This is a genomic window from Pseudomonas mandelii, from assembly GCF_002251635.1.
GTDB lineage: Bacteria > Pseudomonadota > Gammaproteobacteria > Pseudomonadales > Pseudomonadaceae > Aquipseudomonas > Aquipseudomonas mandelii_B.
The window spans coordinates 16,963-40,258 of record NZ_NMOJ01000050.1; the positions used below are offsets into that span (position 1 = coordinate 16,963).

The 23,296-nt window shown below is 54.0% G+C and carries 17 protein-coding genes and 1 pseudogene; 10 read left to right on the forward strand and 8 right to left on the reverse strand.

The features are described 5' to 3' along the window. Window positions 1-359 precede the first annotated feature (359 nt). Complete coding sequence (locus tag B7L09_RS07485; protein ID WP_010461360.1) at window positions 360-2,582, reverse strand: hypothetical protein; 2,223 nt, start codon at window positions 2,580-2,582, stop codon at window positions 360-362. A gap of 201 nt (window positions 2,583-2,783) precedes the next feature. On the opposite strand from B7L09_RS07485, the gene B7L09_RS07490 reads away from it, so the two are divergent. Beyond that, the gene (locus B7L09_RS07490; protein ID WP_010461362.1) at window positions 2,784-3,170 is read left to right on the forward strand and encodes a hypothetical protein; all 387 of its coding nucleotides are present in this window, start codon (window positions 2,784-2,786) and stop codon (window positions 3,168-3,170) included. A gap of 140 nt (window positions 3,171-3,310) precedes the next feature. Here the strand turns inward: B7L09_RS07490 and B7L09_RS07495 are convergent, their stop codons facing one another. From B7L09_RS07495 to B7L09_RS07505, 3 genes are all read right to left on the reverse strand, one after another. Continuing rightward, on the reverse strand, window positions 3,311-4,357 hold the full coding sequence (locus tag B7L09_RS07495) for a DUF4062 domain-containing protein (RefSeq protein ID WP_010461364.1): 1,047 nt from the start codon (window positions 4,355-4,357) through the stop codon (window positions 3,311-3,313). 333 nt (window positions 4,358-4,690) lie between these two features. Then, a complete protein-coding gene (locus B7L09_RS07500; protein WP_010461367.1) occupies window positions 4,691-5,548 on the reverse strand; it encodes a hypothetical protein in 858 nt (285 codons plus the stop codon). Between the two features lie 14 nt (window positions 5,549-5,562). Beyond that, the gene (locus B7L09_RS07505; protein WP_010461369.1) at window positions 5,563-6,465 is read right to left on the reverse strand and encodes a UPF0158 family protein; all 903 of its coding nucleotides are present in this window, start codon (window positions 6,463-6,465) and stop codon (window positions 5,563-5,565) included. 1,010 nt (window positions 6,466-7,475) lie between these two features. Between B7L09_RS07505 and greB the strand changes: the two genes are divergently transcribed. Continuing rightward, a complete protein-coding gene (gene greB, locus B7L09_RS07515) occupies window positions 7,476-7,976 on the forward strand; it encodes a transcription elongation factor GreB (protein WP_010461373.1) in 501 nt (166 codons plus the stop codon). A 500-nt stretch (window positions 7,977-8,476) separates the two neighbouring features. Here the strand turns inward: greB and B7L09_RS07520 are convergent, their stop codons facing one another. Together B7L09_RS07520 and B7L09_RS07525 are read right to left on the reverse strand one after the other, a co-directional pair. Then, a complete protein-coding gene (locus B7L09_RS07520) occupies window positions 8,477-10,153 on the reverse strand; it encodes a hypothetical protein (RefSeq protein WP_010461375.1) in 1,677 nt (558 codons plus the stop codon). Then, the gene (locus tag B7L09_RS07525) at window positions 10,150-11,049 is read right to left on the reverse strand and encodes a hypothetical protein (RefSeq protein WP_010461377.1); all 900 of its coding nucleotides are present in this window, start codon (window positions 11,047-11,049) and stop codon (window positions 10,150-10,152) included. Before B7L09_RS07525 ends, B7L09_RS07520 begins: the two co-directional genes overlap by 4 nt. Window positions 11,050-11,305: 256 nt before the next feature. Here B7L09_RS07525 and B7L09_RS07530 point away from each other — a divergent pair, with 256 nt between their 5' ends. The 4 genes from B7L09_RS07530 to B7L09_RS07545 all read left to right on the forward strand — a co-directional run bounded on the left by B7L09_RS07530 (window position 11,306) and on the right by B7L09_RS07545 (window position 17,996). After that, window positions 11,306-11,761, forward strand: a complete 456-nt coding sequence (locus tag B7L09_RS07530) for a hypothetical protein (RefSeq protein WP_010461379.1) — start codon at window positions 11,306-11,308, stop codon at window positions 11,759-11,761. 229 nt (window positions 11,762-11,990) lie between these two features. Next, window positions 11,991-16,541: a tetratricopeptide repeat protein gene (locus B7L09_RS07535; RefSeq protein WP_176457673.1), complete on the forward strand. Its 4,551-nt coding sequence runs from the start codon at window positions 11,991-11,993 to the stop codon at window positions 16,539-16,541. A gap of 406 nt (window positions 16,542-16,947) precedes the next feature. After that, window positions 16,948-17,445: a toll/interleukin-1 receptor domain-containing protein gene (locus B7L09_RS07540; RefSeq protein WP_010461383.1), complete on the forward strand. Its 498-nt coding sequence runs from the start codon at window positions 16,948-16,950 to the stop codon at window positions 17,443-17,445. 26 nt (window positions 17,446-17,471) lie between these two features. Further along, complete coding sequence (locus B7L09_RS07545) at window positions 17,472-17,996, forward strand: SIR2 family protein (RefSeq protein ID WP_081853954.1); 525 nt, start codon at window positions 17,472-17,474, stop codon at window positions 17,994-17,996. Window positions 17,997-18,167: 171 nt separating this feature from the next. On the opposite strand, the gene istB is transcribed toward B7L09_RS07545, so the two are convergent. Together istB and istA are read right to left on the reverse strand one after the other, a co-directional pair. Then, window positions 18,168-18,971 carry an IS21-like element ISPst3 family helper ATPase IstB gene (gene istB, locus B7L09_RS07550; protein WP_010454871.1) on the reverse strand — a complete coding sequence of 268 codons (804 nt, stop codon included), beginning with the start codon at window positions 18,969-18,971 and terminating at the stop codon, window positions 18,168-18,170. Beyond that, the gene (istA, locus tag B7L09_RS07555; protein ID WP_024012635.1) at window positions 18,964-20,463 is read right to left on the reverse strand and encodes an IS21-like element ISPst3 family transposase; all 1,500 of its coding nucleotides are present in this window, start codon (window positions 20,461-20,463) and stop codon (window positions 18,964-18,966) included. Before istA ends, istB begins: the two co-directional genes overlap by 8 nt. 124 nt (window positions 20,464-20,587) lie before the next feature. Between istA and B7L09_RS32300 the strand changes: the two are divergent. The 4 genes and pseudogenes from B7L09_RS32300 to B7L09_RS07570 all read left to right on the forward strand — a co-directional run. Next, window positions 20,588-20,770: pseudogene (locus B7L09_RS32300) on the forward strand (SIR2 family protein); the annotation flags it as partial. Window positions 20,771-20,881: 111 nt separating this feature from the next. Next, the gene (locus B7L09_RS07560; RefSeq protein ID WP_438269302.1) at window positions 20,882-21,517 is read left to right on the forward strand and encodes a hypothetical protein; all 636 of its coding nucleotides are present in this window, start codon (window positions 20,882-20,884) and stop codon (window positions 21,515-21,517) included. A gap of 11 nt (window positions 21,518-21,528) precedes the next feature. Further along, window positions 21,529-21,969: a TIR domain-containing protein gene (locus tag B7L09_RS07565; RefSeq protein WP_010461389.1), complete on the forward strand. Its 441-nt coding sequence runs from the start codon at window positions 21,529-21,531 to the stop codon at window positions 21,967-21,969. A 52-nt stretch (window positions 21,970-22,021) separates the two neighbouring features. After that, window positions 22,022-22,849 carry a toll/interleukin-1 receptor domain-containing protein gene (locus B7L09_RS07570; protein ID WP_010461391.1) on the forward strand — a complete coding sequence of 276 codons (828 nt, stop codon included), beginning with the start codon at window positions 22,022-22,024 and terminating at the stop codon, window positions 22,847-22,849. Window positions 22,850-23,296: the final 447 nt, after the last annotated feature.

A 23,296-nucleotide genomic window follows, 5' to 3' on the forward strand; every position in this document is an offset into this window, starting at 1 on the left:
TATAAAATAGTACACGTACTCCTAAAATCATACTATTTCAAGTATACGACCTCTTCTGACCGCTTACAATTATTTACATTTTAGCCTGCAGCAAGCGGCTCAATTCCTCTCTCCTCTCCAAAAGCGTCCTCAGATTTAGGGGGATCAATTGACCGCATTTTTGTCACCAAGCTCAACAATGGAGAACACCAGGGGTGGCTCAGCAAGAACGTTTGGGAATGGATCAATGCACGGCTTTAACGTTGACCGTGCCCCTTCGCGGCTTTCGAACTCTAGCTTGCAGCGTTAAAGGAGGCTCGATGAGCAGATTGCCCCTTCTGAGGAAGATCAAATGCTGGCCATGCCGAAGCAAATAGTGCTCACGCAATGCCCTCGCTCCGTTTAGCGTAGAAGTCCTTGACCTCCTCCCACGTCATCTTCATGGCAATGTTCCGTGCTGAAGTCTCATCTAGAAGATAAACCTCCACGTCAGGATCCCTGATTGGTGAGAGGAATTTACCGATTCCCATCATCCGACCAGTCCCTACCGTACCGTCCTGGTTAAAGATAACTGCCGGGCGATGATCTCCCGATTCGAACAACGCCCTCACCCCAGACTTCAACCACTCCCAATCGACAGTCACGGGAAACGCAGGGCTAACGGTATGAAGAACGACTGGAACGATTGAGTCGATCCCTTTTACGAGTGTGCCGGGAAACGCTCTGAGAAGCTCAAGATCTGGAATCTCATCAGGCGCTGCGTCCAGCCGCACGCCGTCGACGTCGCTCTGCTCGTCTACACAAGAAGCTAAATGCAGGGCCAAGTATTCTTCAAAATCGAGATACTCCGCAGACTGTAAAAGCTGACCCTGACTGCCCTTCATCCGCAGAATCGCCCCTTTCAGGATACGCCGAATTAACACGGCCGCCTCGTGTGGTCGATCAGGAGGAATGCAATCAATGCTTCCCTCCTCGGATAACCTGAACAGCATTGCTTCCCGCAAACCCAGATCAAAACACGCCTGGTGGAACGGATGCCGTTCACTGATCAGATCCGTGCGCACCCAATTCGCAAGATCCTCCGTAGCCTGGAGTCTCTTAGACGGATCATTGGACAGCACGGGTATTGGAGTGACGATTTCTTCCGTCACGTCATACATCTGCTTCATTTCGATCGCATAACGCAGCGCCTCCAGCTGTGCCCACTCAACCATGGGCGCAATTCTCGCTGCATGCTCTTTGTCGGGAGCTGCATTGAAGGCGGCCAAGGCGAGATCACCCAGCGCCCGGCCCACGAGGAAGGCATCACTGCACTTGATTGTCCCCCCTGGGAACGGCACTCCCGCCGACAGGTTCTCCACCAATGGCATCGCAACGGCAGGGTCTGTCCAGTCGAGTTGGTTGTGGCTCATATAGGGCATGTACCAGTTCCGCACGGCCGGGTTACAGACGAACTCACGCGCGTGTTGTCCGAGACTACCCCAGAACTCGAACCTGGTAGGTACCCCTCTCAGACGGTATTGCCGAGCCTTCATTTGCCAACAAAAGTCTCCGCTGAACTCAGGCTCAAACTGCTCCTTCAGTATCGGGTAGGCGGCGTTGGCAAGGTCGTAGATTGTGGCAGGCGTCTGACCCGCAATATCGGCCTTGCGGCTGTCCAGGAACAAAGAAGCCTCAGAATCACGTTGGGGTAAACCGTGCTCCTTGCACCAGGCGTACATTGAGTAGGGGTCGATGGCGCACAGGGTGATGCACCACCACCCTCGTCCATGGCCATTGACATCCCGCCACAGCATCATGAAACCGTGTGATCCGGCCCGGTCGCCTGCACGAGCAATGATGTCCATTGCGGTAACCACCAAACGTGGCGGTATTCGCTCGTCCACACCGGTCACTCCAACGTGTCCACCATCACTCTCACCACCTTCGTATTCGTCGATAGCATCAGCCGATTTTTCGACTAGATACAGATCGATCGAGGGGAGTGCCTCGGGTGGCAGTTTTACACTACCAGTGAGATGCCATGCTTCAGGCAGATGAGCCTGCAGTCCAAATGAGGACTCAGTAGACATTAACTTGAGCGCCAAGCATTGCTTGCCCGACCACGCATTCATGCTACCGACTGCATGCGTCAGAAGCGTCGACCAGTCTGCAGCCACCACGACAAAACAAATATCGAAATTGCCCAGGAATGGAAGCAGGTTCCGCAGCTCCTGTTCATAACCTGCAAGCTCGGTAACGGTCTGCCGCTCGGTCTCACTGGCTCGTTTAACCTCAAAAACCACGAGGGTCTTCGACTCGGGATTGAAACAGAGAATGTCGGGGCGTAGCACTTCACCGGTAGTGAGCGAAATGCTGGTGTTGATCGAAATGATCTCCAGCAATCCCAGGCGACCTAGCACATGCCCAGCAGCCTCTGCTGAGGCGCGTCGAGAGATGTAATCGATGCCAAAGGACGGAATAAAAAAATCCTGCCCGATCGCATCCGTTATGGAGGTGATGATTTCCTGGCCTTGAATGTTTTCGAGCAACTGGTCGTTTTCGATAAGCCTTTGCAGCCAGGTCACTACCTCAGACTCAGGAGGCAATTTTGGTTTGGACATGATCCTTCCTTGAATTTCGGAGTCGCCGCTATTTGCCATCTGAGCTCAACGGTGCGTAAGGCGATTTGTCTGTAAGGCGCCGACGGATTAATCCTAGCAGAGCCATCCCCAACGCCGGCAAACAGCAAGAAGACTGCTGGCAGCTCACACGCATTTCTGCTACGAGATAAAGGTCTCCCACTCACCGATCAAGGACACTCCATGGAACTCGTCACCCTCGCCCACATCAAGCTGAACAGAATCGGATCTGCGAGCGCTTCGGGCTTCGGATTTGGAAATCGTCGAGAGCAGACATTTATTACAGAGGTCTCTGATGCGGAGGTGGAAACACTCCGTCAAACTATGATCGAGATTGCAGAAGCGAATGGCGAATCTGCCGGGGCGCTGCATAGCCTTTGTCAGGAACGAGGCGTTGGTCATCCAGAAGGCATGGTAATTTTTAACATTCACGGCCCGAGCACGGAATACAGCTTGCCCTACGCAGAGTGCCAAGCATTCCCTGCCCTCAAGATCGGCAGCCGCTACTTTCATCTTGAGGAGGTTGATAACAAGGGAAGTACATTCTTCCGCTCAGATGCCGAAGATTAAGCTAGAGCTGGCAGCCGAACAGTTACCAACGCTGAGTCAATGACAGCCCTACAGCGAATGGCTGCGAGGCCTGTCATTGCCTTTGATCCCAATGAGGTCACTATTAACGCGCGGGCTCACAAGGCAGGCATCGAACGACTTTACGTTGACAGCTTACGAGCGAAGCGGAACAACACGTCGTCCAGCCAACGACTGCAGGCAACGGAGGAAGCGGGGATCATGAGGTGGCGTTCCTCAAGGCTCTGCTCCGAGCGATGGGGCATAGAAAAGCCGGTGGCGGAGCCCGTAGGAGGTTCAGCAAACTGCTTATAGGCCACCCCATACAAACCGAGTTGGAACCATCCACTTTTCCCGTCGTTGAGCACATCAAAAGCCGCTTGCGCCTTCTCCCTCACCAGAGACGGTGAAATGTAATACGAGTTGAAGGGATTACTAGATGAAGATGGGTTAGCCAGGGAAATCGATAGCCAACTCATTCCACTGTCGTGATGCCGCCACACCACACCTTTGGTATCCAGCCCCGTGAGCTCGGCGCTATCGAAATCATCGTACCCCGCCTTCAGCGAACTCAGGCCGGCCTGGCAGAGTTTCAGGAAAAAAGCCTCATGTTGCGTATGAACGAGGCGCAGGCTACCCGCAAGCTTCGGTTGCGGCAGGAAAGCGAGCTCCAAGCGCGTCTCTTCATTCCGATTTCCCCATCGTCCGTTATTGGAACGCTGTTGAAGCTGCAGGATGAACTCCTGCTCCGTGATGGCTTGTCGGCTGACTGCCAGCTGATTGAGTGCACGGACGATTCCGTCCGAAAGCTCATGTTCATTGGTGAACGTTGCCCTGAACAGACCATCAACGTAGTCAGACACTTCCCAATGGAACTCTTTCTGCAGCCCCTCAACGGGTGCGTCTTGCAAAAACGCCAGGATGGGTTTTGCGCCAGCCTTTGCTCGACGAAATTCCTGCTGCGTCACAGACTCGCCACTACCGGTTTGAAAGCCAAAATCCGCTCCCAGAATGAGCACCACTACGTCAGCCTGATCGACCTCCGTCATGCACGCTTCCTGAGAGGAATAAGGCCTTGCCCCAAAGTCCTCGCACATGACTGGGGTATGCCCAAGAAGCGACACGGCTTTCCTGGCTGCATCACGATACGGCCCAAAGTTTCGTACAACGGAGCTGACGAACACCTTCATAGAGATCCCTCAGTAAATACCTATGCGTCCAGATCGTAGGAGCGTCATTCATCATACCGTCTGGCTGAAGTGTCGGGTCACTGCAAGCAATTCCTTTTCCTGCCCTATCAGTGAACATACCTACTGCAAGTAAAGGGTCTTTTGATCGGTGTCCACGAGCGCACCATGTAGTCGTCTGGATTTCCCCAACACCCCGTTAGATTAAATGGGCGAACCGATCGTCTAAAGGTTAGCTACGCCTGCCAAGCCACATCCCATCCATATGGGAGGTGGCTCCCTCTTCGATACTCGCTGCAGAAGCGAACCAAGCAGAACTCAGCCAGTACTTGGACGTCAACACGTGGATTCGAGATGGTGAGTTTTCTCAAAATCCCCTTCCCGATGGGGCCCCACATACAACAGAAAAACGTAGTAGCCTGAAGCCAGCGCTACTGCCTGGTAATAGATTCGAGGACAGTTCTGAGGGGCAGTCCTATCCCCCTTTTTCAGGTGTACGCAGGACGTTTCCTTATACACCGACTTCCCACCAAGAAAGACCTCAAGCTTGATGTTGTCACCACCAGACTGCGCCAGATCCAGCTCCCTTTCACCGAAGAACTCTTCTAAAGTTCCTCCGGTTCGGCCTTTAAGTCCAATAAGCTCCACCAACGCATCAATACCGTCTCTGACGAATCGATAACGTTGCTTGCTGACCAAGTCACACGTGGCCACGGCGCTGGACACCACGACTAGCTGAGGGCAGTTTGCAACGGCGTCAGCGATATAGGCCGATGGGTTATCCGGCTTTTCTTCACCGCCGATGGCCTCAAGAAGCAACTGCGTGACAATGTTTGCCGTCGGCTGATCCAGTTGTTGACGCCGCTTGAGAAAAGGCCAGCCATCTGTCTCCTGCTCAAAACAGACAACCTTCGCCCCCATCGCTGACATCTCTACAATCTCTTCAGCAACGTCCTCAGGGAGCAGAGCGTACGGAAGGACAAAAATGCGCGCGTCTTCGAACCCGTCACCAATCGTTTTGCAGTACTTCCATAACAGATGGATTGCGGAACTGGGGTGCGGCAAAAGAACGTATTCCCCTTTATTCCCCCAGCTACAGGGAATGATGTGAGCCTTCAACCGCCGCTTGAGCAACTTGCTCTCCACGCGACTTTGCTCACTTTGGGGCAGGCCAACAATAAAGACATTGGTCATCCCGGCAACCCCTTTTACAGACGGGAGTTGGCGAGTACACAACCTAGCAGTGCAGGAATTGCTATAGACACAATTTCCTGTTCAGTCATCATGCCCAGCAGCTTCTGCGCCTGTTCACGAGGACTCAGCTGCCCCGACGGCGTCGAGGTGGTCGTTTCGGCTGCTTCAGGTGATTGGCCGAATTTGAAGGTGAACAAAGGGCTCAGCGCGACGCTATGCTCACCTGCCCACTTCTGCACAACCTCTGTTACCCGTTCAGCACGGCAGCGCTTCCACTCGGACTGTCGCTTACCAAGCGCCCGCCCGAAAAGCACACTTAACTGACTGGAGTACGGCTGCTCAAGCAAATGGGAAAGCGAGGCGGCCTCGGCACCGGGGAAACTACTGGCCGCAAGGAAATGCTGCATCCAGGACAACTGGGTCTCAGCGTCGATTCTTGGAATTTCCACGAAACGCTCTGGCGCTCCGGCGACCAAAGCCGCGTTAGTGAAATCGGTATCCAAGAAGTGCAGAACCTTGCCACTATCTTTGTCCAGATAGCGTTTACGGTGCTCGTTGAGGTGCGTAAAGGCTTGCCAAACGTCGCCACGAATCAGTCGGACGGGAGGTGGCTTCGCTGATGGCACATGAACGGTGTCATGTTGGCCAGCCGAAGAGCTCGGGAATGCTGCCGATTGATGCTTCAGCGTAATCTGGATATCACCGCCTTCGGGCGGCTTATCAACCAGCAGGTACTCGCCGAACTCGGCAATCAAAAATTCTGAGAATTTTCTGAAACCAAACTGTTTTTCGTCGAAGGCTGGAAGCCCAGCGTTCAAGAGGGTGCGATTCAAGCGCTGCTTGAGTCGAGCGCCAACCTCTGAGGGCCGATCCGAGAGAAGCTCCAGGATGGCGGTCTGAAGGTATTGCAAGTCCATAAAATCTCCAGGCAAATAACTGATACTCACCACAAAGCATATGGTGAGTATCGTCAATTCGTTTTTTTGCCCGGTTTCATTACTGTTCGCATCGTCATCTGGAAAGCGAAACCGTGGATAACACGATCCAGCACACTGGCAATGCAACAGCCCTTGAGAACGAGTGGGTAGGTTTTGTTACCCAGTGATCTCGCGGTAGCCCTCCAAAGCACGCACGTGCCAGCTTCGGAGCCGTGAATCAATGGTACGCATTGCATACTCAGCGCGTCAAATCTATTTGGTACAGTGATACTGAACGTTGCAAACGATACGCTTGATTGTGCTGAATTCCTCAGGCGCGAACCAATCCTTGATTGTCCAAGCGTCTCACCTGCGAGAACCTCAGCGAGGAATGGTCGTTGTACAACACCGGGTTATCTTGACCACGCGTTCCTTAGTCATTTCTTTTGGCAGGTACTCCGCCTCCGAAGAGGTTGGACAGGGTCGAGAGGCGGCTTGGGTAGTAGTAAGGGAACAGGCCATGTTCGATGCAGACCATGATCAAGCTCCTCGCCTCATCGCCGTATGAAGCTGAACTGATCGGAGGACTCGGCGCCTCTCTAGCGGTTATCTCATCCACAAAACCCAACACAAACATGAAGAAGGCACACCTATACCAGTCCAGGAGTTCCTGGACTGGTTCGCTGATCGCTCTCCGTGCGAACAGCAGGATTTAGAGGATCTGAAGTTTGACTGAACTTACTGCCCTTGAATGCTAGCAATATCCTCACAATGATCAATCTCATCCCTCCTCGATTCACCTGCCAGCCTCACTCCTGGTATAGAAAACGCTAGCCGTACAAACAGGATCGCAAACTAGACAATCTCGCCCTGAAAAATGCCCACATGATAGGCTCTAAGCCCCGACCAGAGGGGCAATCCAAGAGCATTCAAGAAAAGCAGACACTCACCAGTGAACCGTCTTATATAACCATCGACTAGTAACGCCATTCGTAAAAAAGGAGGCCACTTTGGCCACAAACATCATCACTCGCGGTGGCCACGACGCCCTTAAAGCCGAGCTCGACCACTTGTGGCGCGTATACCGTCCCGAGATCACCCAAAAGGTCACCTGGGCTGCATCACTTGGAGACCGCAGCGAAAACGCGGACTATCAGTACAACAAGAAACTGCTTCGGGAGATTGATCGAAGAGTCAGGTATCTGCGCAAGCGGTTGGAGGACGTGAGGGTTGTCGACTACTCCCCCGAACAGGAGGGGAAGGTGTTTTTTGGCGCCTGGGTCGAGGTTGAAAATGACGATGGGGAGTTCAAGAAATTTCGGATCGTGGGCTACGACGAAATTTACGGGCGCAATGATTACATCTCGATCGACTCGCCCATGGCTCGGGCGCTACTGAAGAAGGAAAAAGGTGACGAGGCTGTGGTGCAGACCCCAACCGGTGAGGCCATGTGGTACATCAACAGCATTTCATACGAGAGCCTTGCAGATACCGGAAACACCGGGGCCTAATAAGCGCGCATTCGGCGATCTTTGTATAACTGGTGCGATTCGTACATCTGCAACCTGGGATTTCAGCGCCGCAGTGATCGCAATTTTTGCGATCACCAATGTTGGCCCCGACTGGCGCGAAGATTCCCAGCAGCGACACGTAGCCCAGACCTACCTCAAACCTCCTCCGCGGATCGTTTTTTCCCGGCTCCCTACGCGAGAAGCTCACGGACATAATCAGTCGGCGCGCTTGTCATTGATGTCTGTTTAACCAGCCAAGCGCCCCGATCCTCTAACGATTTAATCCATGGAAAGGTGGGATATTGGTCACCCGGATATCCTCTGGCCTTATGGTTCGCGTTCGACCAGTTGTAAGCACGAAAGAAGGCGGGAAACTCATTGATATTGACAACAGACAAGATGCTTCCTTAGCGCAACTCAGCGACAGTTAATTTTGCGAAGGCAGTGACTGGTGTAGTTGCCGGTAGCTGTAGGAGCCCCTAATCAGCAAGCGTTTCGACTTAGCACTGACGAGCACACTTCCCTAGATACCAGGTGGGTAACGGGTGACGGTGCATCCTAGCTGAAATGGCCACCAGCACCTCCCAAGGTGTGTCGTGCCATGCGAACTCTTCAGACGAAGGACAGTTTCTTGGCAGGTTTTCAGATGCATCGACCTCCTCCGCTGGTGTCTTTCGAAATCCTGAAAGAGCCCGCGACACGCCGATGGAGTTCAAGCTGACATTAGAGCCCGTCAACGATTGGAGGCCTATTTGTGGAAACCACCTTTCCATGGTCACCCCTTTCAGCAAAGGGACAACGTTTGTTGACAGCCTAGTGAGCAAATCCTGATCGTTCAGAATGCCGGCCACAGTTCCCAGCATCGATACCAAAGTGGTGGTTTTGAAGAATCGACTTTTCTGGGTGTCTTTTCTATTGCGTAGCGCCAGGGCATCTTCGATATCGTCGGTGTCTACAGGCATGGCGAGGTCATTGCGCAATGCTGTTTCGAAGCGATCGACGCACTCGCTCACGATGGCTTTTGCGTTGGTAAAATCGCCTTCAGCCAAAAGGGCCGTCAGTGCGATTGAAAGATCAATGGCTTGTCCGTCGTAGACGGGCAGCAAGCACCCTTTGTGCAGATTGAGGAAGGTGATGAGTTGATTGTGCAGCGCCACGCGGTTTGACTGCTCCGCTCCCACTGCCCGGAGCAACAGCAAGGCTGTGCCCAGACGTCCAAGCTCATCGCAGACGAGGTCAATGTAAAGAACGTTGTCAGGACGGTACCTCAGCATCTTCCGCCGATTCAGCAGTGACGGCAGTACCCGATCGTAATAGCGGCTCAGAGCGTTTGAATGGAGTTGCGCCAGTGTTTTAAAGCGCTTGAGGAACTGAACGTCGCACTGTACATCGAGTGCTATTGCTGCGCTCCACAGGCGTAATAACAGGTATTCGCCCGAGAGTATGCCTGGCTTCTGGTTGCCTTCGCTTTGCCCCCAAACGAGCAGCACACCCCACCCCATTGCCGCTGCAGCCGCGCGCTTTAGAAAACGTTGCTTACGAGCTTGCGGGGTTCTTTCTTCAGCATCTTCAGGTGCGTCTATGCAATCTTCGACGAAGCGAATGAACCTTGAGAAGGAGGCATCCGTGTCTTCCAGTCCGGCCAAGGCAGCCCGTAAATCCGATTTGCCTTTTTCCAGCAACAACGCATCGTCAAATAGGTGTTGCTCGATGAGAGGACTCAGATGATCCATGCCCCAGAAGTCTAATGAGCAGAGGGCGCAAATCTCCGAAACCTCTTTTGACAGTGATGAGTAATCAGATTGGGCGTCTTGCTTCAGGATGCCGTTTGAGACCAAAACGATCTTTTTCTTACAGGTGCGCAGGTGTGCCGGCAAGCGATTGCGGATGTACTCGGTTGCGGCCTGTCGGATAGAGGGATGGATCGCCTGCTGCCCACTGTAGAAGTCATTGCGGTTTACGTTGCCAAACTTGATCACGAATAGAAACGCTTCGGTTTCTCCACCGGCGTTTACTTGTGTAGATAGAACATCGACACCGCCCTGGTTGACCCCGACCTGAGCACGACTCAGCACTGAGTGCCCCATGGCGAGGAGCAGGTCTGGAAGAAGCGCATCCAGCTCATCACGTTCGCGCAGCCCTGAGAGGTAATGAGAAAGGACTAACTGAATGCTCATTCGTCTGATGCTCTCCACAGATTCATCATAATTTGTGCATACCGGATCGGGTCAGTGATCCAGGTTTGAGGCAGCTCAATACTCATTTCTTCAGTGAACATCGGGATGATTGCATCATTGGGCTCGCTATGGGTCACGTACTCCATCGCCACGCTATTGGAGTATTTGAAATGCTGGGCCGTTGTGATCAGACCAAACAAAGAGTGCTCATGCACTTGCTCCATCACTGATCGATTTTCGTCACGTCGCAAATATCCGAGGCTGCGTCGCATATCCGGTGACATCCGAAGTTCAACCAAATCGGGAAGTGCATCCAGCTCTGCGGTTTCAGTGACCAGCCGCCCCAACGCTGCCTGAGCGACTTCTGAATGAGCAAATGGTGAGTGCTCTACTTCCAGCAGGCGTTTGCACGTGTGAGGATATTCCGCAACCAGGAAATCAATAACCTGGGTGGTCATGCATCGGACCTGAGGACTGAAAGGTCGCGCTTCATCAAGACTCAGGACCCAACCAAGAATGACTGAGACAGGCGCGGTCAACACACACATCCGTGGTGCAACTGCGATGGCAGATGACTCAGGCGCATCCGTCAAATCAAATTTGAGCAACTGATGGCATTGCAGATGGCGAACGCTGACGTGATGCATTAAGGCATTGCTGATGCTGCGATGTGCTTGCTTGCCTAACCACACGCAGGCAGCCAACGTGAACAGATCTGAGTTTGCGATTTGTTGCAGACAATCGTCTGCCTCTGCTAACAGCCTCTCTCGGTCAACTCCACCCTTCTCTGTCTCGCACCAAAGGGCATAAAACTCATTCAGTAGCGCCTCTCCATTCCCCTGTCGAGATTCGTTGTATAGCCGCAGATAAAGGTCATTGAACCGCATCATATCCATCTACCATGAACTCCTGAGGCAAAGGTGATCGCTTGGTGCTGGTGAAAACCAGGTTGTCCAGGCCTGAATCGATTGGCTGCCTTCGTTGCGGGCCCTCACAGGTTGTTCACCCAGGCAGGTGAGCATTACGTAATGGCTCTGTGCTACATTTTGCGCCACAAACTACATTGGATTGCCGAATTAAGCCAAGAAGCCACTGCGGCGCCAGGCCATTCATCAGCCAAGGAAGCAGCACCACTCACGACGGATCGCACTGATGTCTTTGCTCATACCTATCCTACTTGCACTTCTGACCAAGCGTTTCCTTCATAGCCGGCTTTGCCAAGGTCAATATAGCTTTTCGACTACTTATTTCGGCTGGGGCGTTGCGGGAACCATCGCGCTTTCAATTGGTGTTTTTTGGCTACTGGGGCCAATTTTCTTTGAGCAGGATCATGGTAGAGGTGACCGAGCACTGTCGGTTACCTTTCGTATCTGGAGCCTAATCACCACCTTCTATATGGCAGGGATTGCTTTAGGGCTTAATCAAATCCGTAAAACGGTCACTTCTTCCCTGCTCAAGTTCTACATCATTTTGCTGATTGTCAGCACAGCACTGCTGTTCTTGGTCAGCCTGGCGACAGCACCGGTTTACTGGATTATTTACGCAGTGGGTGCGTTCGTGATGTACAAAATCGATGCAGCACAAAAGGCGACGGCACCCACGCGATAAATCCGTGCGGAATTTACGCGCAAAACGGACACAAAAAGCAGCCCTTTTCGAGCATTTGAGGCTCACCGCCCAAGAAAGACGCTTCAGGTTTTCGGCAGTTTTCGCATGCCCCGCACATAGAAAAAAAGCGCATGGCTACGCACGGCACGTGGCGCCCCGCTAAAATGCAGCTGTATTTCAGGATTGCGAACCAAGTATGGCAAAGGCTCCAAGGAAAAAGTCCGCAAAGGTGTCTCCAACCAACGAAGACCCGCCTGCAAAACGTGGACGGAAAAATGTAGCAAGCCCTGTCTCCACGGGCGATCGCGGCGGTTCATTCGAGCGCCGCGTTCAAGCTGTCCGCCTTCTCGCCATGTGTCTGGGATTGCAGTGCCCAGGTGCTCGTGATGAATTCGTTATCACCCGTTTGCTGTTCCAGGGCCGAGTTTTTGATCACGACACGGACGATTTGATCATTTTCCTCCGACATCCCCTCACCGGGCAGACTGCGAAGCAATGTTTGCAGATGAAGCGGTCCCTGAAGCCCACTGATAATAAAATCTTCAATGAGGCGGTCGGGCTCGCTTGGTTAGATTTCTCCAAGGCTAGTTTTCAACGCAACCTGGACGAACTCCTCATCGTCTATTACGCCGCCAGCATTTCCTCAATGCAGGGAGCCGTAGAGGTCGTACGTTATGCGATGGTTTCCAGCTCCGCTGACGATTGGCACGTGCGCGTTCACGCAGAAAAGTTTAGTAACGAGAGCAACCGCAAAGCCTACGCAGCGATCAAACACGCGGTGGAGCTCCAAAAAGGTGCAGAGGTGGATAAAGAGGACCTCTACCCCTTTGTGCTTCATCTTAAGTTCATGTCACATGACCTAGACTCTGACCGTACCATTGAGGTCGACAATCAGAAACAGCTCATTGGCCAGCGAATTTTTTCCCGTCAGAGCAACGATGTGTGGGCCTTGCTTCAGACCGTATGCGCTGAGCTGAACAGCTCGGCTGGGCAAATTTGTGAGGACACTGCAGAGCGTCATTTGGGCTCGCTAGCCCTGGAGTTTCAACTCACTCGTTCAATCTTCAATGGCTTCCATGCCGGTCAAGGTGGGGGGCTGGATGGCACAACGGGCACGCTGACCTCCGCCCTCCCTTTAAGTCTTGAGATCCAGGGCCAAATTGCAGAGCTTTTGAAGCCAAAGCGAAGCAACAGTGCAGGCGTCCAAGGCGTTCTTATCGCGGATGACCTCCCCTCAGGTAGCGCTGCTTCTGCAAACTCATTCATATCACGACAACTCGATCAGATCACCGACGGGCAACGTGAGCATCGATATGAGGACAGCCTGAGACAACTGGAGCTTCTTCAACGCGATTTGGATGACTTCGATGACCATCAGAAGGCCAGATGGTATCTGCTCCGCGGCCTTTCGCTCTGGCATCTGGGGAACGATGAGGCAGCTGCAAAAGATTTCGATAGTGCTGCTAGCCTTTGTGATTCGGATGACCGAATCGCTGCGGCCGCGGTGCGCGCTCGATTGCTTCGAGATGAATACCAGGCAGCACTGGAAATTGGCTGCGCGATGCTGGAAAGGTTTCCTGAGTCCTTTACCGTTTGGGCTGTGACAACCAATGCTCGGCTGCTCGCTGGCGAGCGATTAGATGAAAATGATATTCCGAGCAATTTTGCAGACAAGGCTGCGGCCTGGCAACTGATAGCCTCGTCGCTCGCTGGGATGGGCGACGATGATGGCGCTGTACGTTCGATGCGCATAGCACTGGATAAGCCAGACTCTTCGATCTTCATCTTTGAGTCTTACCTTCGCTACGCTATTCGCCTCGCGACGCTGGATGAAGTTCGAGTGAACTGCCGATCACTATTGCCCGGTCATGCTGAGGTCTTATCGGACGCGATGTCTCGCTTCGATGACCGCGACAATACGATCTGGTCTTCTCAAAGCCCCAAAGTAGTCAGCGATGTCATCGCTCACCTGGCCTATGGAATGATACTGCTTCAGCGCCCCTCAGAAGCTATCGAGCTAATCCAGCAAGCAAAAATAAAGGGCGTTCGTGTCACGGACGTCATGACCCGGGTTGAAGTCGAGGCTATGTGCGATCTCGATTGCTGGAAAGAAGTGATTGACCGCTTCGAGGATGCGATCGACACGTTGCCCGATGAGTCCCTACTTCGGTTCGGCCAGGCGTGCATCGCACAATCCCGTCCAGATCTCCTGCAACTGGCTCGCGATGAGGTGGCGCGGCGTACAGAGTCCGACATTGCACCTCGTATTGCGATCATGCTTCGGCACATTCACTGGGACATGTTGTTGCTGCGGGACGATACAAAGGCCGTTCGCACTGAGCTGGAGGAGGCTGGCATCACGCCGCTCAGTAATTCTGTCATCGATTTGTGCTTTGCGAGCCGAGCGTATGACGACGAGGCGCTGCAAAATCGTTATGTAGATCGCGTAGCGGAGCTTGCCCCTAAAAGTACTGAGCCGCAGGAGCTTGCAATGGGAGCGCGAGCGTTGCTTCGTGCTCACCGCTATGAAGATGCGATTGGTCTGTTTGAAAAGCTGCTGCCAGCGGATTCGTTTACACCGCTGCATGTTGATTTGCTTCACTGTTACACCCTGACAGGTCGACAGGCGAAAGCCCTTAACCTCCTCGAATCGATGCCTGCAACTTGGCGCGATTCGCCCGAAGCTCGAGAGCAGGCGCTGTTCCTCTTCAATAGTGTGGGCGACTGGGCGCGCATGCGGGCGGTCGTAGAACAGTCAGTCTGCGAGAACCGTAAAAATGCGAACGCCTGGCTCACGCTGATTCGTGTTGCAGCGTGCGAAGGCGTACTCGATTTGGATACGCTCGTCTCGGACATGCCCCGCCATATGGAGGGAACCCCTAAAGACCTGTTGTTATTGGCCAGTATCGAAATGCGTCACGGTCAAGTTGAGAAAGGCTTGAACCGGATCGCCCACGCTGTGCGAAACAATCTCGGCGACGTTGAGCTGGCTGCAACTCATATACAGGTGATGTTGACCTTGTCGCAAGAAGCGACGGAGGTCATGGAAAAGGTACACCAGGCTCTGGATGTAGTAGAGCCAGGGACATCCATCGCGCTAGCCGACGAAAGAGGCAGTCTTCAACATGTCAGCATCGATTTTGCGGGCGCGACGTCCCCATCCTCGGGTGCTGAGTTCATCGCGCCTGATTCGGAGTTCGCGACGAGGTTGATCGGTCTGCGTGTGTCAGAAACGGTATCCTTCGACAATCTGATAGGCACTCAGGTGTTGGAGCTTAAGCACATAATGTCCCTTCATCAGCGTCTGCTGGAACTGTCGCATAAGCTTGTCAGAGACTCAGTTGTACCGAGCAAGTCCCTCGTTGCAATGACGATCCCAACAGATGCCAATGGCGAGATGGATTTTTCGATCTTCCTGCAGCAACTCGATCGACATCAATCTCAGGTCGCCGAATCACTTGAGCTTTATGAGCAGCATCCACTCACGCTTAATTTGATCGCCGACCGATTGGGGCGAGATGTCATTGATCTTGTTCGCTGCTGGCCCTTGGACGGCCCCTACCTAGAAGTCTCCATTGGAGTGGGCACAGCTCATGACACCCTCCCATGTCCACTCCAAGCATCGAGCTGGGTTGTTGATCTCGCCATGCTTACCGAGCTCGCGATGTTCGGCCTTTTGGATGTGCTGAGTCATCTGCCCAAGGTATACGTCAGCACCGCCACACGACGGGCGCTCGACATGAAGATGGAGTCCTCGGGTGCACTGCGCAAAAGTGGCACGTTGTTCACGCACGAGGGACAGCTGGGATTCCATGAAGAAACCGAGGTAGCACGCGTTCGCGACCAGGCCTTCCTCAGCAGTATCGACATCGCAATTGCGAGTTTTTGCACTGTTGTACCTGCCTACGGCCCACTTCAACCCGCGCCTGAGCTACAGCGACTCCGTGACATACTTTCTACGGAAGAGCATGCGTCTCTCATGCTTTGTAAGGAATATGAGGCTGGCCTGCTGACTCTGGATGCCCGTCTACGTCAACTCGCCATCATCCTGAATGTGCATTCTGCCTCGCCCCAGATGCTACTCAAAGGCATGGCTGACGCTGGTGTCCTTAGATATGTCGAATATTCATGCGCACTGATCAAAATGATCATCGCACGCCGCGGCTTCATCTCAGTAAGCATCCCTGATCTTATTGGGATGATGGACCAAGGCCTGGTTTTTGCGAACGCAGGTATCAAAAGCCTGCGGGCATACCTCGCGGCACCAACCGTGGAATTCGGATCGGCCAGCTTCACTACCATCGGCTTTATTTGTCAGATGTATGAGTCCGGCAGGTGCACCTTTGCCATGCTGTTGGAGTTGATTGTGCATCTGCTTGAACCTTTATTTCGGCATCCACATTGCCCCGATGATTTTCTCAACCGAAGCCTCAAAGGGTTCTCGCCGTTGCGCGAGTACGGGTTCACAGCTACACACTTCGAGCTCATCAAGCGTTTGCTGATCAGGGCAAAAGACGACTCGCAGCATCCGGAGCAGACAAGAACGCTGAATGCCCAAGTTGTTTATCTGCGGATAGCGCCGCTTTACAGCGTTGAAGACGAGGAAGCGTTGCTGGCCCGTACCGTGCCCCCTGAGCCCCCTATGGATGAGTCGATAACTCCCGAGCAAGGTGCTCAACAGGCAGGCACGCAGGCTGTGGATATCGTCCGGGGGCAAACCACGGGCAATACGCTAAGTGAAGCGGAAGCGCGAGTTAAGACAGGTGATACAGACGAATAAGCATGGCCACGGATTTGGATAACTTTCGGTGTTCTCCCCCCTGAACAGCTACAAAACTGGACGGCTGCAGTGGTTGAGCCTGTGTTGGGGTGGTTCCCCTCTCAGGTGATCCTGATTACGAATTCGACTCACATAACAATATTGTTCGAATTCCTGAACCTCCTCCCCCTCGCCGGCAAACAGCACATATGAAATACGATTCTAGGTTCCAGACGAACAACTGAGCACTTCCGAATAGCACATTTTTGGAAGATGTCTGGGCAGTTCGGCCAACATAATTGTTCGCTGCTAAAAGCTCATAGCATGGATGCATCGCTCGCTCACGCCTGCGTCTTCTCGTCAGGGCTTGGCTTTAGCAGCATTAGGAAAGATGCCACGTTGCCTACTAGATGCTAGGGAAGCCCTAATGCCGATTCGCCAATCAGATTTGCTCAGCACAAGTTTCAATCGTTCAGCTCAAGGCCAAATCGGCCCACGTTCAGGGCAACCTACCGCTTTCCTGAGCCATAGCCACCAGGATGCTCCGCTCGCCTTGGGTTTGCAGGAAATGCTCAAGAGACAAGGATGGGACGTCTACATCGACTGGCAGGACCAGGCGATGCCTGCGACACCGGACGGTGAAACGGCTTTCAACATCAAGGTCGCAATTGTCAAAGCGGACTGGTTCCTATTTCTCGCCACACAAAACTCGATGGTGTCCCGTTGGTGCCCTTGGGAAATCGGCTTTGCTGATGGTAAGAAAGCCCATGACCGCATCGCGATTATCCCCACCTCAGACAGCCGGGGCCAGTTTTACGGCAACGAGTATCTGAGCCTTTACAACAAGATTGACGTGCCCAGTAACGGTCTTGGCCTCGCCCTGTTCGACACACGGGGCAATGGTACTTGGGTGCGCAACCTTTAACTTCACCTCTACGGTAGTGCAAGAGAATGAAAAGGGAACATTTACGGCTCATCGACACCCTGTCCAAAGAGCTGGCGGAAGGAAACCTCGCAATTTTCGCAGGCGCAGGCTTCTCGCAGGGTGCAGGTTTTGTGAATTGGAAGACGCTGTTGAAGCCAATAGCGGAGGAGCTGGATCTTGATATCGACAAGGAGACAGATCTGGTTGCGCTGGCGCAATACCACGCCAACGCAAATGGTACTAACCGCTCGAAGCTCGACCAGATGTTGGTGACCGAATTTTCGGCAAAGGTTAAAACGACGGATAATCACAAGATCCTTGCGCGGCTGCCGATCCAGACTTACTGGACAACGAACTACGACAGGCTGATTGAAACTGCCCTTGACGACAACGAGAAGATTCCTGACGTCAAGTACACCGTCAAGCAGCTGGCCACGACCAAGCCAAAGCGTGACGCTGTGGTGTACAAGATGCACGGAGACGTTGAGCACGCGTCCGAGGCGATTCTTATCCGTGATGACTACGAACTGTTGGCGCTGATGGAAAATTGACCCACCCTGCCGATTGAAATTTGACCCAGGGCGGATTGCTGATTTTGTTACCAGCAACTGTGGATAAGTCTACCAGCGCAGCTGCTGTTGCCCCCACTCCTTCGCTAGCCCAGTTCAGTTGTTTAAGACCTGCCACACGCAGCCATGTAGCAGGCCGTCGTCGCCATGAAATCAGAACGGCTCATCGTCCTCCGGTTCCTGGCCGCCCTTACGCTTTCGCTCCCGTGATTTGATCTTGGCCTGGGCCGCCAAGCTACTGTGTTGCAGGCGATAGGACTCGTTACCGGTTTCGACGATGTGGCAGTGGTGGGTCAGCCGATCCAGCAGGGCGGTGGTCATCTTGGCGTCGCCGAACACGCTCGACCATTCGGCGAAGCTCAGGTTGGTGGTGATCACCACGCTGGTGTGTTCGTACAGCTTGGATAGCAGGTGAAACAGCAACGCACCGCCGGCCTGGCTGAAGGGCAGATAACCCAGTTCGTCGAGGATGACCAGATCCATGCGCAGCAGAGCTTGGGCGATCCGCCCGGCTTTGCCGTCGTGCTTTTCGCGCTCCAGCAGATTGACCAGATCGACCGTGGAGTAGAAGCGCACGCGCTTGCCGTGCCGGGTGATGCCGGACACGGCCAGCGCAGTGGCCAGGTGGGTTTTACCGGTGCCAGGCCCACCGATCAGCACCACGTTCTGCGCGGTGTCGGTAAAGGCCAGACTGGCCAGTTCGCTGATCAAACGAGCGTCTGCGCTGGAGGCGCTGAAGTCGAAGCCGGCCAGGTCGCGGTGCATCGGCAGCTTGGCCATGTTCATCTGGTGGCTCACCGAGCGCATGGCGCGATCTGTGTGCTCTTGTTCCAGCAGGTGTTCGAGCAGCCACTTGGACGAGGCTGTGTTCGACTCACCCTGCGCAGTCAACTCCGCCCAGGCCGTGGCCATGCCGTGCAGGCGCAGCTCCTTGAGTTCCGCCATCAAATCACGCATGACCGATCTCCTCGGTCTGGCCACGCAGGCGGTCGTAGCGCGCCGTGTTAGCGACGGGGGCTTCCTTGAGCGACAAGTGGGTTTCGACGCTGGGTGGTGGTTCGGTCGCGGCCAGGCGCGCCACGACATTGAGGATGTGTTCGGCGCTCAGGCTGCCGCTTTCCAGTACCAGCTCAACAGCCACCAGCACCGCATCGAGCCCGGCGACCGGTACGGCAGCCAGAACTTGCGCCATGATCCGGTCACCGCCGGCATGACGCCCCAGACCGTGCTTAAGCTGACGCAGCGGCGCCGGCAGATCAGCAAAGGGCGCGCCGTTGCGCAGCGCACCGGGCTTGCGTTCGATCAGCGGGAGGTAGTGCTGCCAGTCATAGCTGACCTGGTCGCGATCCAGCAAGCGGACATGGCTGGCGATCAGCGCGTCGTCAGCCACCACCTCGATTCGCGTCGGATACAAACGGCTGCTGACCCACTTACCCGCATACTCACACGGCACCGAGTAGCGGTTGCGCCCGACGCTGACCAGGCAGGTGCTGGAGACCCGCGCAGGCCGCTCGACGTAACCGTCGAATGGCGCTGGCACAGGCATCAGTTCAGCGCGCTCCAACTCCAGCACTTCGGCCACACTCAGCCCGCTGTATTGAGGGTGCGTCAGCTCGTTCCAAAGCGCGCGGCAGCGCTGGCCCAGCCAGGCATTGAGTTCCTCGAAGGAGTGAAACTGGCAGTCCTGGGCGTCTAGCCAGATACGCCTGCGGCTGTCTTGCACGTTCTTTTCAACGATGCCCTTTTCCCAACCAGCGGCGACGTTGCAGAAGTCCGGATCGAACAGGTAATGCGCGCACATCACCGCAAAGCGCGCATTCACCGCCCGGCCTTTGCCCTTATTGACCTTGTCGACGGCGGTCTTCATGTTGTCGTAGATGCCCCGGCGCGGCACGCCGCCCAAGGAGCCGAACGAGCGTGTATGGGCGTCAAATAACATCTCATGGCCCTGGCTCGGATACGCCACAAGCCAGAACGCACGGCTGGCACACAGCTTCAGATGTGCCACCTGCATACGCCGGTAAATGCCGCCGACCAGCAAGCCTTCCTCGCTCCAGTCAAACTGAAACGCCTCGCCAAGAGCAAAGGTCAGCGGCACAAAGGCCTGCGACGCCTTGCCCTGTCCCCCTCGCCAGGCACGGATAAACGCGGTGAGCTGGCTGTAGCCACCGTCATAACCTTCGGCTTTGATTTGCGCCAACAGCGCCTTGGCACTGCGCCGCTGTTGCTTGGGCCGCAGCGAATCGGCTTTTAGCGCCTGCTCCAGCGTGGCGTGAAAAGGGCTGAGTTTGTTGAAGATCGCGCGGCGTTGGTAGACCGGCGGCTTGGCCTCAGGTGCTCTGACCCACTTGCGAATCGTGTTGCGCGCCAACCCGGTGCGCTTGGCTATCTCATGCAGCGACAGCTTGTCGCGGAAATACATCCGGCGAATTTTGCCCATCATTTCCATACTGATCACCCTGTGTTCTCCTGCTCAAAAATTGAGCAGAAGCAGTTGAACACCTGGGTCAGTTTTCAGTCGGCAGAACAGCCTCTACTGGGTCAGTTTTCGGTCAGCGGCAACATACGAACGTTACCACGTGAAAATGCAGCCATTCATCACTGCGCTCAGTGGTGATTTGATTGCGAAGACCTTCCTGTTCTTGGGCTTCAGTTTTACCGACCCCAACCTTGACTACATCTTGAGCCGGGTGCGTATCCAGTACGGAAAACACCAGCGCCAGCACTACTGCATTCTCCGAAAGGTCAGCCAGGAAAAGGACGAGGAGCAGGCTGATTTCGAGTATCGCGAACGCAAGGAAGAGCTATTCAAGCAGGAGCTGCTTCGTTTTGGGATCAAAGCCATCTATGTCGACGATTTCCCTCAGATCACGGATATCTTGCGGGAGATTGAACATCGTCATAAGCGCAAGACCATCTTCATATCAGGTGCTGCCCACGACTACAGCCCCTGGACAGAGGCCGAATCCGAACAGTTCGTCTACAAGCTGAGCAAGGCCATCAGCAAAGAACAGTATCGCGTAATCTCCGGGTTCGGTCTGGGCATTGGCAGCGCGGTGATTACAGGCGTCGTCGAACAAACCATCATGAACGGGCATCGTCTGGACAGCGATCAACTCATCTTGAGGCCCTTTCCGCAAAGCCAATCCGGTGAGCGTCCTTTGAAAGAGCTGTGGACGGAATATCGCCGGGACATGCTCGCTCATGCGGGCATCGCCCTCTTCCTCTTTGGCAACAAGCTCGAAAAGGATGGCGAGGTAGTACCGTCGAATGGCATGCGCGAGGAGTTCGATATCGCGGTGGCAAATGGCGTTTTTGTCATTCCGATAGGGATCACCGGCTCGATCTCGGCAGACCTCTGGAAAGAGGTCATTAAGACGTATGACGAAACGAAGTACGAGCATGGAAAAAACATCACTCCCCTGCTCCACGAATTGGGCAGTAAAGGCACAGACCTCGCGCGCGCCCACGACATCATCCTCCAACTGCTGCCCCTCATTTAAGGACGATCATCATGGCAAGAAAGGTTTTCTTCAGCTTCCAGTACGAAGACGTACAGCGCGCGATGAACGTGCGCAACAGCAACGTCATCGCCTCCGACGACAAGGTAGGCTTTATCGACAAGGCCGAGTTCGAAGAGGTCGAGCGCAAGGGCGAAGCGGCCATCAAGAAATGGATCAATGATCAACTGTACGGCACGAGCGTCACCGTTGTGCTGGTGGGGGCAACGACGGACAAAAGCAAATGGGTGAAATATGAGATTGAGCAAAGCATTGAGCGAGGCAATGGCATCCTGACCATCGATATCAGCAGCATTTCGGACTTCAATGGCAACCCAACCACTTGCTGTGCGCTTCGTGTACCTGGTGCACCCCATTACCTATGGAAGAACAACGGTCGCGAAGACCTCGGCAAATGGATTGAGACCGCCGCGAAGGCAGCGGGCAAGCCATAAAAAAACATGAGGCGCCGGCAGGCGCCCCCCTTCAAGCAACAAGGATTGTCCGATGTATCTAGGCTTTGAAATCGAACACTACGAGCCGACAAATCACTTCCGTAATTATCGTATCGACCGTTATGTAGATGACGCTGAGACTCGAATTGACGACCTCGCACGATTCCTCATCGGCACCTACAACCGCCGTAGTTTATTGGATGCCGAAGCACTGGCGGCGGCAATTTTTCCAGAAGCGCATTACGACGTTTTTCTTTCTCATTCGCATGCCGATCAACGTAACGCTATCGACTTCGCGTTGGCACTGGGAAACCGCGGCCTGAAGGTATTCGTTGACTCGACCGTTTGGGGGTTTTATGGCGATCTTGTGAGGAAAATCATCGACCAGACGAGTCCACACAATGACGAAACGAAAGCAGAGCACATCCACCGTATCCATGCCGATGTCCACATGATGCTGGCAGGTGCCCTGCACCGCACGATTGCCAGGGCTGAGACATTCGTTTTTGTGCGCTCTAAAGAGTCTGTTCCTTTAAATTTTGGCGACAAAGCAAGAACCCTGTCACCCTGGATCTACTCCGAGCTACAGTTCAGCTTCCAAGTCCAGCATGCCACTCCGAAGCGAATACAAGACAGGATACAAGGCGCGACTCTGGACGACGTCAAAGGGTTCAACAACATGAGCCTTGAGAGCATGCAACATCTCATGGCGTTTAGGGCCTTCAACGACCACTTGCCTCCTGTCCGTGGCAGCGACCTACGTGAATGGCTCGTTGAGCTGCCGGCAAGCATTCAAGGCAATGGCATGCTGGACTTGCTCTACAGTCGATTCGACCTGCCTGGACAATACCGTCGTCGCAGGGAGTCACTGAAGCTTTAACTTCTAGCCAGCATGAAATTGACTTGGCCTACTGCCAGTTTGTTTGTACTCGGGATGCGGCTTTTGCGCATCCTTGAGGACCTGACCGATAAGCCGTATGCGTTATCCTGTATCTCGCGAAGAAAACACTCCCTGGCTGTATTGATCAGCACGCTAGGTCAACCGAGCGCAGACACGATCTCAGCGTCTAGATGGTAATCGCATTGACTTGCCCAGCCATTTTGCATTCGACCTGACCAATCGCTACGATGAAGCTACCGCCGCTGTTGAGAGACAGCGGGGCATCGTGAGGTCAGTGAATTATGAGATGGTGCGGTTTGCAGCACTCGTCTACCCACGTATTTCTGAGGGTATGACACGTATAATAGAGGCATTGCGCCATAAAACAGGCAAGTCGAGGAGGATAAATCATTGAACATGAAAATTTATCAGCGAGCGCAATCACCT